This window comes from Crassaminicella profunda, from assembly GCF_019884785.1.
Lineage (GTDB): Bacteria > Bacillota > Clostridia > Peptostreptococcales > Thermotaleaceae > Crassaminicella > Crassaminicella profunda.
The window spans coordinates 2,741,313-2,754,455 of sequence record NZ_CP082326.1 but is presented as its reverse complement, the minus strand read 5'-3'; the positions used below and the strand labels follow the sequence as shown (position 1 = coordinate 2,754,455).

The window sequence follows — 13,143 nt, the reverse complement described above, 5'->3', positions numbered from 1 at the left end:
GTGGTATCATTTTTTATTAGCCATAATAGGAACCTTACTTTTAGGACTTAAAAAAGGAATTTTGATTTCTAACTCAGCTAAAAGCATAGAGAAAACAATTAAAAAACCACCAATGAATCCACGAATACTTAATATTTCTCCGCATAGAAAATAGCCAAATATAGCTGCAAATACAGGTTCACCTGTAAAGATTAAAGCTGCATGGGTAGCGGATGTGTACTTTTGTGCAGTATTTTGTACGATAAACGCACCAGAGGTACAAAAAAAACTTAAAAATAAAATATCAGTCCATACCTTTTGGGTAGTAGGGATTGTAGGTGCCTCAAACAAAAAGCTTACAATAGCACTTAGGAATCCTACAACACTAATTTGTATAAAGGCAAGATTAACCGTATCTACCTTTACAGAATATTTGGATATAGATAATATTTGAAAAGCAAAGACAAAGGCACACAAAAGGGTTAGAAGATCTCCTAGGTTTAAAGAAAGACTATCATCAAGGGTTAATAAACCTAAGCCAATGGCAGAAAGGATTACCCCTATGATTACAGCTGGCTTTGGTGCTTTTTTTAGAAATAGTGCTGAAAATATAGGAACTAAAATAACACATAAACCGCTTATGAAAGCAGATTTAGCTGTTGTAGTATAGTTAAGTCCTAGTGTTTGAAAAGCATAACCAGAAAACATGATAAATCCAATGATGATACCATATTTTAAAGTAGTTTTATCAATTTTTAAAATTCTTTTGTAAAAAATTATGGCAACAGATAAGGAAGCAATGAAAAATCGAATAGCTAAAAAATTAAAGGTGGATAATGCATTTAATGAATTTTTTGTAAGAATAAAAGAAAGTCCCCATGCTAAGGTAACAAAAATTAATGCCAAATCTGCCTTATATTGTTTGTTCATAGAATCGTCCTCCTGTGGTATACTAATAATCCCCACATAAGTTTAACACAAATGTTAAAAAGCTTCCATAAATCCTTATGGAAGCTTTTTATGAACCTATTCTTCAACAGGCTCAAACATATCTTTTCCTACCCCACAAACTGGACATACCCAATCATCTGGAATATCCTCAAAAGCTGTACCCGGATTGATTCCACTATCAGGATCCCCTGTCTCTGGGTCGTAAATATAACCACATGGTGTGCATAAATATTTTTTCATTGAACATACTCCTTTCAATATCTTATTAAAAAATTTATCTAGAAACATTTTATCCATTTATCTAGGCAACTAAACAAAAACTTCATATTTTATGAGAAGAATGGTTAGCATAAATTGACAAGAAAGAATAAATTATATAAACTTTTTAGTAAAGTTAAGCTTTAGTGATAGAATAAAGATGTTGAGAGGACTAAGAAAATGAGTGAATTGATGAGGATGTTTTTTATTTTTGTAAAAATAGGAACCTTCACTTTAGGTGGAGGGTATGCTATGATTCCTTTGATTCAGGAGGAAATTGTAGAAAAAAATAAGTGGATAGAGGAAAATGAATTCATTGATATTATTGCTTTAGCACAGACTATACCAGGAGCATTGGCTATTAATACTTCTACCTATATTGGATATAGACTCTTTGGTCTTAAGGGTGCCTTACTTGGGTGCATAGGAACTATGCTTCCTTCTGTGGTGATTATCATGATTGTAGCAGCTTTTTTTACTCAATTTCAAAACAATATGTGGGTTGAATCTATCTTTAGAGGAATTCGACCAGCTGTAGTAGCGTTAATTGTAGCAGCTGTGATGAAATTAGGAAAGACACTACCCAAAAGTATATTAAATATAGGATGGGTCATTGGAAGTGTATTATGTATTACTTTGTTTCATATCCATCCCATACTAGTAATTGTTTTTTCAGGATCACTAGGATACATGCTTTTTAAAGGAGAAAATGTAGATGAAAATAATTCTTGAAATATTTATGACATTTATGAAAATTGGGGCTTTTAGCTTTGGTGGAGGATTAGCCATGCTTCCATTTATTGAAAAAGAGATTGTAAATAAATATCATTGGATTACCTCTAATGAGTTTATAGATATTATCGCTATTGCACAAATGACACCAGGACCTATCGCTATAAATTCTTCTACCTTTGCAGGATACAAGGTTGCAGGAGTATTTGGAGGGTTAGCAGGAAGTTTTGGAATTGTTATTGTATCTTTCATATTGATTACTATTTTAGCAAAATATTTTATGGAGATAAAAGATCATAAAGCTACAAAGGCTGTATTTAGGGGAATAAGACCAGCTGTATTAGGACTTATATTAAGTGCTGCCGTATCTGTTGGAAAGACAGCTTTGATAGATGGAAAAAGTGTATTGATTGCTATTATCATACTTTTTAGTTTGAAAAAATTAAAGCTACATCCTATATTAGGCATTGTTTTAGCTGGAGTGATGGGAGTGGTTTTATATTAATTGAAAGGGGGAAGACGTTATGGGAAAAAAGAAAATTATCATACTACTCATGATAACTTTTATGACCGTAGGAGCTATGCTCGGTATTTTGGAATGGAAAAAAGAAAATTCTCTTTTAGATACGAAAGTTAGCTTGATTATAGAGGATCAACAAATTAATGATATAAAAGAACCTTATGTAGATCATACAGGGATATATCTTCCATATGATGTTGTAAAGGATTATTTTTGTGAAGATATTTATTTAGATGAAAATAAAAAAAGAGTTCTTATTGATTTGAAAAATAAGAATATTGTATTAGAAGATGAGGATTTATCGGATTTTATAAAGGATAATTTAATAAGTATTAATGTGCCTACAAAGAGAATAGCAGATACGATTTATGTACAAGCTGATTTGTTGAGTAAAATATTTGAGATAGATATTTCGTATATTAAAGATACTAAAACAATCCTTGTAGATTACTTTTCTCCTACAGCTCAGTTAGGAGAAGTAATCAAGACAGATAAAATAAAAACCGATAATCTTTTAGGGAATAAAAAGTTAAAGATAGGTGACAAAGTAAAAGTATTTGGAGAAGAGGATGAATACTATAAAATAAGAAATAATGAAGGGGTAATAGGACTCGTTGAAAAAGAGAGTATTAGAGTTTTTGAACAAGAAATAAATATTGATAAGCAGTTGAATAAAAAGAGGGAATCTTTTAATCAAGAGGGTCAGAAAATTAATCTCGTATGGGAATACGTTCATGAAAAATCTAAAGATTTATCAAAGGAAAGTAAAATACAGTCTTTAGATGTAATTGTACCTACCTGGTTTAGTATTGTAAATGATAAAGGGAAGGTCATAAATAATGCAGATCAAAGTTATGTAAAAGAAGCTCATAAAAAAGGATATAAGGTATGGGGGCTTGTGAATAACAGCTTTGATCCAAAATTGACTTCAACCATATTAAATAATGAAGCATTAAGAAAAAAAGTTATAGGACAACTACTTGTTTATGCCAGTGCTTATGATTTAGATGGGATCAACATTGACTTTGAAAATGTATATTATGAAGATCAAGCAAAACTTGTAAAGTTTGTTGAAGAAATAAAATATTATACAAAAAAACAAAATATTGTTCTTTCTATGGATATAACCGTGCCATCTACAAGTAAAAGGTGGTCAAAGGTTTATGATAGAGTGGCCCTAGGAAATATTGTAGATTATATGGCAATCATGACTTATGATGAACACTGGGCATCTAGTCCAGTTAGTGGTTCAGTAGCATCTATTGGATGGGTTGAAAAAGGCATTGTCAATACTTTGAAATCTATTCCTGAAGAAAAGGTTCTATTAGGATTACCTTTTTATACAAGAAGGTGGAAAGAATCTAAGGGTGAAGATGGAAACATCAAGGTGGAATCAAAAGCCATTTCTATGACTTATGCAAAAAAAATGATTGATGAAAAGAATGCTACAATTATATGGAATGAAGAAGTAGGACAATATTATGCCCAATACAATGAAGATGGGGCAGTCTATAAAATATGGCTTGAAGATCCTCGTTCTATTGCATTAAAGATTAGCTTAATAGAAAAATACAATCTTGCAGGAACTGCCTCATGGAGAAGAGGATTTGAAGATGTAGAGGTTTGGGCAGTACTACAGGAAATTATAAAAAATGGAAAAACCTATGCAGAATTAGGGTTTAATGATTAGGAGATTTGGTAGTAAAAGTCCTGAAATTCATTGATTTAGTAAGAGGTGATGCAATGCATTTTGCTTATATGGTCAGATGCAGTGACCATTCATTATACAGTGGATATACAAAAGGAAATAGCCCTCAAAATAGAGTTGAGACACATAATAAAGGTATAGGCAGTAAATATACTAGAACTAGATTACCTGTTAAATTAGTGTACTTTGAGAAATTTCAAAGTAAGAGTGAAGCCATGAAAAGGGAGTATCAATTGAAGAAGTTGACGAAGGTGAAAAAGGAAACGTTAGTAGCGGAATTTGGATTGGAATAGAAGAAATAAAAAAAGGTTTTATAAAAAACATCTGACTAAATAGAGGTTGGATGTTTTTTTTATTGTTAAAATTTGTATCTTAGAGAGGGAATGTGGTTTTTGTAGAAATAGGAAAAAGTTAATTTAGCATAGATGCAAACTAAAATTAATATATTCCAGAGTAAAATCTTGAAGAAACATTTATAGAGCCACATACTAATATTTCATTTGAATATAATATATCAATCTGCAACATATTTTTGTATTTCAATAATTAATTTTATTTCTTCAAGATGAATGGTTTCAAATTTAAAAACTGGCTATTAAAAAATATTTATGGAGGGGATTGATAATGAAAAATATAGAAAAGATAAAAATGGAAGATATGAAAGTAATGATGGTGTTTTTTTCTGCTACAGGAAATACACAAAAAATAGCAAACGTAATTCAACAAAAATTACATGAGTTGAATGTCTCTGTTAGTATATTGGATATTACTTCTTATCTTAGTAGAAAAGAAGAGATATCAATTAGCCAATATGATGCTGTGATATTTGGTTTTCCTATTTACTCTATGAGAGCTCCACGGGTATGTAGAGAGTGGCTACAAAAACTTGATGGTGAAGGAAAGAAATGTTCAGTTTTTTTCACATTTGGTGGCTTTGGAAAAGATCCTGCTCACTATTATATAAAAGAGTTATTAGAGAAGCAAAATTTTAAGCTTGTTTCTACAGGAGAATTCTTAGGAGCACATACATTTAATCGTAGTGGATGGCAAGCCGCTGAAGGACATCCTAACCAATCAGACTTTAATGCTGCGCAAGAATATACAATTAGAACAATTAAAAGATTTACAGGGGAAGATTTGAATGAAATTAGAGAATTTAAAAAGCCAATATTTAGTTCAAATCAATTAGATCAAGCAGAAAAATATAGATTTCATTTAATAACACAGCTTCCAACAAGAAGTAATAATAGTTGTTCTATGTGTGGGCTTTGTGAAAAAATGTGTCCAACAAATGCAATGAATATGATAAAAGGTATCGCTGATGTTAATTCTTGTATTGCATGTTTTAGATGTATTGCAAACTGTCCTGATGCAGTTTTACATACAAATGATTTATCTAATACATGGACTAAAAAATTAGAACTCCATAAAACTACAAAAGAAGAAATAAATAATTTGAAGAGCAAGATATATCTATAGTATTGAATGATTCAAGTTGTTTATTTATAGATGTCTCTTATTGTTAAAATTAAGGGACGTATAAAGGAATTAAAGATTTTTTGTAGAAATAATAGGTGGTGATGCTGTAGGTATAGCAAATTTAACAAGTTTATTTTTAAAGCGTAACATTGACCTGTTTGGGGATCATGATCCTGTTCCTACTGAATGGTATATAAAGTAATTAAATGTATTTTTTGATCAAAAGATATACCAGATAGTTGTGGATATAGATTTTTTGTATAACTTATGATAATATGTGCTAAAAGACATAATTAAGAAGAGGTTAATATGAAAAATGAAAGATTCAAAGCATTATTATTCTTAGTAATATCTGCTGTACTTTGGAGTACAGGAGGAATATTGATAAAATTAGTTGACTGGAATCCTATAGCCATTGCGGGAATAAGAAGTGGTATTTCGGCTTTAGTGATATATTTGTATATTCGTAGGAAGAGAAAGAATACAAAACAAAAGAAATTATTTAAATTGAATAAAGTAAAAGTAACAGGAGCATGTATGTATGCTAGTATGGTTGTTCTTTTTGTAGTGGCAACCAAATCAACCACTGCGGCAAATGCCATATTACTTCAGTATACGGCACCTATATGGGTGGCAATTTTATCAGGGTGGATATTAAAAGAAAAAGTAAAATCAGTTGATTGGGTGGCTATTCTTTTTGTAATGATGGGGATGGTGATGTTTTTTATTGGAGACTTAGGAAGCGGAGAAATGTTTGGCAATTTGGTAGCGTTAGTCTCTGGAGTTGCCCTTGCAGGAGAAATGATCATGTTTAAATTACAAGAAGAAGGAACAGCTGGTGAAATGATTTTTTTAGGAAATTGTATCACGTTAATTGCTAGTATTCCTTTTATTTTAAAATCTGTTCCTAGTATGCAAAGTGTTTTGGGACTTGTTTTATTAGGAGTATTTCAGTTGGGGATTCCATTTATATTTTTTTCGGAGGCAATACCTAAAGTATCGGCTATTGAAGCCATATTGATTTCAGTTGTAGAACCACTCCTTAATCCAGTATGGGTTTTTATATTTGTTGGAGAGCAACCAAGTAAATGGGCATTAATTGGAGGAATTATTGTAGTTTCATCAGTTATAGGTAGGTCCATTATAATCAATAGAAAGAATAGGAAAATGGCTACGAGTTAAGTTTGATGAAGGATAACATTTATACGAAGGAGAAATGCATGTATACTAGGTGGATAAATATATTACACAAGGTGAAATTATTTGAGAATATAGAAGTAAATGAATTGAGTAAGATGTTATCTTGTTTAAGACCTAATAAAGTATCTTACAAAAAAAAAGAATACATTACTATAGCTCAAAATAAATTTACAGGGATAGGAATTATTGTAGAAGGAGAAGTAATTGTTACAAAAGAAAATGTAGCAGGAGACCGAGTAATCATTGCAAAACTAAATGAAGGAAATATATTTGGTGAAATTGTTGCTTTTTCTGATAAGAATGAGTGGCCTGCTACAGTTATTGCTATCACAGATTGTACTGTATTATTTTTACCTACAGAAAAGATTTTGGGGAATTGTCCTAAAATGTGTATAGGACATAAATTATTAATACAAAATATGCTGAAAATTGTTTCACAAAAGGCACTTAATCTCAATAGAAAGATTGAATACTTAGTCATGAAAAGCATTAGAAGTAAAATAAGCAATTATTTATTAGAACAATATAATCGAATTGGGAAAAATAAATTTATAATTCCATTAAAGAGAAATGAACTAGCGGAATTTTTAAATGTATCTAGACCATCCTTGTCAAGAGAATTGGTCAAAATGAAGGAGGAAGGGATGATTGATTTTTATAGATCTTCCTTTGAAATTATTGATTTAGAAGAATTAAAAGTAAATATATAGTTTTTAATTAGAATTTTTTGCTTCAGGTGGAGTCGTGTGTTTATCTGAAGTTTGAATGTTTTGTTTTAGTAATGGGAGCTTATTGAATAAATAAAAGCGGTTATACCAATAAATTTATGGGTATAACCGCTTTTTTTGTGTTTATAGATAACTTTATTTTTTAAGTGTAATCCATATTTGTAATGTTATTGTGATAATAAATGGATATTTTGATAAAATAATATTTTATTTTTTTGTTTGCGTAAAGCTCTAGTTAATTTGTAATGGAAAAACTGAGCTGTATATTGAAAATTTACATAATTGTGGAAAATGTGGGTATCAAAATGATAGATGATGTAAAAAATTATCAAATTAAATAATTTTACGTAACAGAGGATACGGAAATAATAAATATAAGATGCTAAAATGAGTTCAAAGAAAAAACCAATAAAAATAAATAAAGAAACTTTAAAAATAAGTGAAAAATTTAAAGAATGGATAAGCGTTTATAGAAAATTTTATCTATAAGGAGGAAATGTGATGGAAAATAGATATTTTGATCAAAAAGATACATTGTTTGATATTACTGAAAAATATAAAGAGGCCATTGACTTATTAGTTTCTATTGGCTTTGAAAATATAAAAGATGAAAATAAGAGAAAAACCATGGGAAAAGCTATTACATTAGAGACTGCTTTAAACATGAAAAAAATAAATGTTAATACTTTCTCCGAACAATTAATTGAACTCATTGAAAACAACCAAAATGAGTTATTAGAAACAAATAAGATACAAGAAAAGACAGATGTAAGAATTGAAGGCATACTACCTTGTCCTGTAAGAGTACCTTTGATGGAAGCTTTTCAAAGCTTTTTAGAAGAAAATAAAGAAAAATTGAATATGAGTATAGGCTATGAATTAAAGGCTGCATCTATGGGAGTAGATTGGCTGAAAGAATCTTTAGAAAAAACAGGTTCAGCAGATGTATTAGCAGATTTATTCATATCAGCAGGATTTGATTTGTTTTTCGATAAGGATTTAATCGGTAAATACAAATCAGAAAATGTATTTGAAGATCTTACAGAGATGACTCATTATAATAGAGATTTTGAAAATGAAAATATAAGTCTAAAAGACCCTGACAATCAATATTCAATGATCGGCGTTGTTCCAGCAGTATTCTTAGTGAATACAGAAGAATTGAATGGAAGAGTTATGCCAACAAGCTGGGAAGATTTACTCAGTGAAAGCTTTGAAAATAAAGTGAGTTTACCTATAGGAGATTTTGATTTATTCAATGCCATCTTATTAAATATCCATCAAAAATATGGAGAAGATGGTGTGAAAAAATTAGGAAAAAGCTTATTAAGAAGTATGCATCCATCAGAAATGGTAAAATCTCATATTAAAAAAGCACAAAAGCCAATCGTTACAATCATGCCTTATTTCTTTACAAAGATGACGAAAAGAGGAGGCCCTATGAGAGCTGTATGGCCAAAGGATGGAGCCATTATTAGTCCTATATTTTTACTAAGTAAAAAGGAGAAAAAAGAAAAATTAAAGCCTATTGTAGATTTCTTTGCTTCAAAAGAGATAGGTGAAATATTATCACATAATGGAAAGTTCCCAAGTGTCAATCCAAATGTGGACAATATGATTTCAAAAGAACATAAGTATATGTGGATTGGATGGGACTACATTAAAAATAACGACATAGGAAAATTAATAAAAAAATGTGAAAAATTATTTAACGAAAGTATTAAGGAGGTGTAATGATGAATTTAATAACTATATCAGGACCCCCCTCATCAGGAAAAACATCTATTATACTAAAAACTATTCATGCATTGCATGAAAGAGATTTAAAAGTAGGAGTAGTAAAATTTGACTGCTTGTATACAGATGATGATATTTACTATAAAAAAGCAGGAGTTCCCGTTAAAAAAGGATTATCAGGGTCTTTATGTCCAGACCATTATTTCGTAAGTAATATTGAAGAAGTTGTTCAGTGGGGAAGAGACGAAAAGCTAGATGTACTCATTACAGAAAGTGCAGGACTTTGTAATCGCTGCTCTCCATACATTAAAGATATTCAGGCAATTTGTGTTATTGACAATTTAAGTGGAATCAATACCCCTAAAAAAATAGGACCTATGTTAAAATCAGCAGATATTGTAGTGATTACAAAAGGGGATATTGTATCACAAGCAGAAAGGGAAGTCTTTGCTTCAAAGGTTCATTCCGTAAATCCTAAGGCAATAACAATGCATGTAAATGGATTAACAGGACAAGGTGCATATGAATTAAGTACACTTTTATATGATGAAAAGGAAGACGTAGAGACAGTAAAAGGAAAACAATTAAGATTTTCCATGCCTTCAGCCCTGTGCTCTTATTGCTTAGGAGAGACAAGAATCGGAGAAGACTATCAAATGGGAAATGTTAGAAAAATGAAATTAGGTGATGAAAATGATTAATATAAAAGAAATAGAAAAAGTGAAAATAAAAGCATTAGAGAAAAAATATCCTTTTAGCATTGCTTTTTTCGAAAACAACAATTTAAATATAGACGGATATGATGAATATACCTTTGAAGAATATTTAAATCATTTCACAGAAGAAGAAATAGAAGAATGGGCAATCGATATTGAAAAAATCAAAATAGATTTCATTGCTTATATGAATGAGATGTTAACCTTTCTTGGAATAGAAGAAGAGGATGGAGTAAACTCATTGACCATTATTGCAGGAAATAACAAATATGGGGAAAAAGAAGAGTTTGAAAGTCTTACGATCCACAAAGGAGAAATTGTTTCAATCGTAGGACCTACAGGTTCAGGAAAAAGTCGGTTGCTAGCAGATATTGAATGGACTGCCAATGGGGATACCCCTACAGAAAGAAGTATTTTAATTAATGAAAAGGAGCCAGATAAAAAATGGAGATTCTCCTCTTCTAATAAATTAGTAGCACAATTGTCTCAAAATATGAACTTTGTCATGGATTTAACCGTAAAGGAGTTTATAGAATTACATGCTAAAAGTAGGCTAATTCAAAATGAAGAAGAAGTGATTCAAAAAATCATTGACGCAGCAAATCATTTAGCAGGGGAGCAGTTTAACTTAGATACGCCTATAACCAGCCTTAGTGGGGGACAATCTAGAGCTTTAATGATTGCGGATACAGCTATACTTAGTACTTCTCCAATCGTCTTAATTGATGAAATTGAGAATGCTGGAATAGATAGAAAAAGAGCTTTAAATCTTTTGGTTAGTGAAGAAAAAATAGTCCTTATGGCTACCCATGACCCTACCTTAGCTTTGATGGCAGATAAAAGAATTGTCATTAAAAATGGGGGAATTCATAAAGTACTCAAAACGCAAGAGGAAGAAAAAGAAGTATTAGTAGAACTTGAGAGAATGGACAAAATTATCAGTGGTTTAAGAGCTAACTTAAGAAAAGGTGAAAGACTGAAAAAATAAATTTTATAAAAAAGAGAGGAGAATAAATATGCACGAAGGATGCTCAGGAAGCTTTCAAACAGGAAAAGAAGTTGTAGATAAAATTAGAATGATGGGATTTTCAAAGCAATATATGCCTGTACCTTTAAGAATTCAATGTGAGGAATGTGATGAAACCTTTGATATGGAAACCTTTGAGGATCATTGCCCCCATTGCAAGATGGTTTATGGGGTAACGCCATGCCATGCCTTTGATCCAGAAAATGTTAGAGCTGCAGGAAAAGATTATTAAATATTATTTATTCGGTACCTTAGGGTACCGAAAATATTATTCAATCATTATATGATAGACCCATAGAAGAAAAGAATAAAACAATTTAAATAAAGGAGGACGTTTAAATGAGTATGTTTTGCTATCAATGTCAAGAAGCCGCAAAAGGAACAGGTTGTACCATTAAAGGAGTCTGTGGAAAGCCAGAAGAGGTTTCAAATTTACAAGATTTAATGATTTATACCTTAAAGGGAATTGCAGTCGTTACACAAGAGGGAAGTAAAGTAGGAGCTAAATTTCTAGCAGCCGACCACTTCACCATGAATGGTTTATTTATGACGATTACAAATGCTAACTTCGATGAAGAAGTGTTTATTAAAAAAATTAAAGAAGGATTAGCTTTAAGAGAGGAAATGAAAAAAGAATTAAGAAGTAAAGGGGTAACTCTTGATGATTTACATGATGCAGCTACATGGACAGCGGATTCAGTATCTGCAATAAAAGCAAAAGCAGATTCTGTTCAAGTAGGCGTTTTAGCTACGGAAAATGAAGATGTACGTTCTCTAAGAGAATTAATCATCTATGGATTAAAAGGAATGGCAGCTTATGCAGAACATGCTTATAATCTAGGAAAAGAAAATGAAGAAATATATGCATTTATTACAAAAGCATTAGTGGCTACGTTAGATGATACATTAAGTGCAGATGAATTAGTAGCGCTTACTTTAGAAACAGGAAAATACGGTGTAGATGTAATGGCGCTATTAGATGCTGCTAATACAGGTACTTATGGTAATCCAGAAATTACTGAAGTAAATATTGGTGTTAGAAATAATCCTGCCATATTAATATCTGGTCATGATTTAAAAGATTTAGAACAATTACTAAAGCAAACAGAGGGTACAGGGGTAGATGTATATACTCATGGAGAAATGTTACCAGCTCATTATTATCCAGCATTTAAAAAGTATGATCATTTTGTAGGAAATTATGGAAATGCCTGGTGGAAGCAAAAAGAAGAATTTGAAACCTTTAATGGACCGATTCTTTTCACAACGAATTGTATTGTACCACCAAAATCTGAGCATATTGAAAGAATATATACTACAGGTGCATCTGGATATCCAGGATGTAAACATATTGAATTAAACGAAAATGGAGAAAAAGATTTCACTGAAATTATAGAACATGCTAAAAAATCAAATTCACCTACAGAAATAGAAAATGGCAAAATCGTTGGAGGATTTGCTCACGCACAAGTATTTGCATTAGCGGACAAGGTAGTTGAAGCTGTAAAGAGTGGAGCGATTAAAAAGTTCTTTGTAATGGCTGGGTGTGATGGAAGAATGAAATCAAGAGATTATTATACAGAATTTGCAGAAAAGCTTCCAAAGGATACCGTAATTTTAACAGCTGGATGTGCAAAATACCGTTATAATAAATTAGATTTAGGTGATATTGGTGGAATACCAAGAGTCCTAGATGCAGGACAATGTAATGACTCCTATTCATTAGCAGTCATCGCTCTTAAATTAAAAGAAGTATTTGAGTTAAATGATGTAAATGAATTACCAATTGCTTATAATATTGCGTGGTATGAGCAAAAGGCTGTAATTGTACTGCTTGCATTACTTTACCTAGGCGTGAAAAATATTAAATTAGGACCAACACTTCCAGCATTCTTATCACCAAATGTAGCAAAAGTTCTTGTTGAGACTTTTGGAATTAATGGGATAAATAGTGTGAATGAAGATTTAGAACAATTACTATAAAAAAATACTTCAGTTTGCAAAATATTTAAATGAAAAAAATATTCCCACGTGGATTCGGTATGTACTTGTACTCGAATATTCTGATGATGAAGAAGATGTAGATGACTTGTGTCAATTTCTTAGAG

14 protein-coding genes are annotated in these 13,143 nt (G+C 31.1%); 12 read left to right on the top strand and 2 right to left on the bottom strand.

The window, feature by feature from the left end:
* Window positions 1–6 precede the first annotated feature (6 nt).
* Both K7H06_RS13045 and rd read right to left on the bottom strand, forming a co-directional pair.
* The gene (locus K7H06_RS13045; protein WP_223036484.1) at window positions 7–909 is read right to left on the bottom strand and encodes a DMT family transporter; all 903 of its coding nucleotides are present in this window, start codon (window positions 907–909) and stop codon (window positions 7–9) included.
* A gap of 96 nt (window positions 910–1,005) precedes the next feature.
* Window positions 1,006–1,170 (bottom strand): rubredoxin, encoded by a 165-nt coding sequence (gene rd, locus K7H06_RS13040; protein ID WP_223036483.1) that lies wholly within the window; start codon window positions 1,168–1,170, stop codon window positions 1,006–1,008.
* A gap of 198 nt (window positions 1,171–1,368) precedes the next feature.
* Here rd and K7H06_RS13035 point away from each other — a divergent pair, with 198 nt between their 5' ends.
* The 12 genes from K7H06_RS13035 (at window position 1,369) to hcp (ending at window position 13,018) form a co-directional block, all read left to right on the top strand.
* Window positions 1,369–1,920: a chromate transporter gene (locus K7H06_RS13035; RefSeq protein ID WP_223036482.1), complete on the top strand. Its 552-nt coding sequence runs from the start codon at window positions 1,369–1,371 to the stop codon at window positions 1,918–1,920.
* The gene (locus K7H06_RS13030; RefSeq protein ID WP_223036481.1) at window positions 1,904–2,425 is read left to right on the top strand and encodes a chromate transporter; all 522 of its coding nucleotides are present in this window, start codon (window positions 1,904–1,906) and stop codon (window positions 2,423–2,425) included. The genes K7H06_RS13035 and K7H06_RS13030 overlap by 17 nt, the downstream gene beginning before the upstream one ends.
* A 19-nt stretch (window positions 2,426–2,444) precedes the next feature.
* Entirely contained in the window at window positions 2,445–4,130 is a 1,686-nt protein-coding gene (locus K7H06_RS13025; protein WP_223036480.1) for a glycosyl hydrolase family 18 protein, read from the top strand.
* Window positions 4,131–4,183: 53 nt separating this feature from the next.
* Window positions 4,184–4,441, top strand: coding sequence for a GIY-YIG nuclease family protein (locus K7H06_RS13020; protein WP_223036479.1), 258 nt, complete (start codon window positions 4,184–4,186; stop codon window positions 4,439–4,441).
* Between the two features lie 331 nt (window positions 4,442–4,772).
* Complete coding sequence (locus K7H06_RS13015; protein ID WP_223036478.1) at window positions 4,773–5,627, top strand: EFR1 family ferrodoxin; 855 nt, start codon at window positions 4,773–4,775, stop codon at window positions 5,625–5,627.
* A gap of 309 nt (window positions 5,628–5,936) precedes the next feature.
* Window positions 5,937–6,809, top strand: a complete 873-nt coding sequence (locus tag K7H06_RS13010; protein WP_223036477.1) for a DMT family transporter — start codon at window positions 5,937–5,939, stop codon at window positions 6,807–6,809.
* 38 nt (window positions 6,810–6,847) lie between these two features.
* On the top strand, window positions 6,848–7,537 hold the full coding sequence (locus tag K7H06_RS13005) for a Crp/Fnr family transcriptional regulator (RefSeq protein ID WP_223036476.1): 690 nt from the start codon (window positions 6,848–6,850) through the stop codon (window positions 7,535–7,537).
* Between the two features lie 519 nt (window positions 7,538–8,056).
* Window positions 8,057–9,289: an ABC transporter substrate-binding protein gene (locus K7H06_RS13000; protein ID WP_223036475.1), complete on the top strand. Its 1,233-nt coding sequence runs from the start codon at window positions 8,057–8,059 to the stop codon at window positions 9,287–9,289.
* A 2-nt stretch (window positions 9,290–9,291) separates the two neighbouring features.
* Complete coding sequence (locus K7H06_RS12995; protein ID WP_223036474.1) at window positions 9,292–9,993, top strand: GTP-binding protein; 702 nt, start codon at window positions 9,292–9,294, stop codon at window positions 9,991–9,993.
* Window positions 9,986–10,996, top strand: coding sequence for an ATP-binding cassette domain-containing protein (locus tag K7H06_RS12990; RefSeq protein ID WP_223036473.1), 1,011 nt, complete (start codon window positions 9,986–9,988; stop codon window positions 10,994–10,996). The genes K7H06_RS12995 and K7H06_RS12990 overlap by 8 nt, the downstream gene beginning before the upstream one ends.
* A 28-nt stretch (window positions 10,997–11,024) precedes the next feature.
* The gene (locus K7H06_RS12985; RefSeq protein ID WP_223036472.1) at window positions 11,025–11,267 is read left to right on the top strand and encodes a hydrogenase maturation nickel metallochaperone HypA; all 243 of its coding nucleotides are present in this window, start codon (window positions 11,025–11,027) and stop codon (window positions 11,265–11,267) included.
* 107 nt (window positions 11,268–11,374) lie between these two features.
* Entirely contained in the window at window positions 11,375–13,018 is a 1,644-nt protein-coding gene (gene hcp / locus K7H06_RS12980) for a hydroxylamine reductase (RefSeq protein ID WP_223036471.1), read from the top strand.
* Window positions 13,019–13,143: the final 125 nt, after the last annotated feature.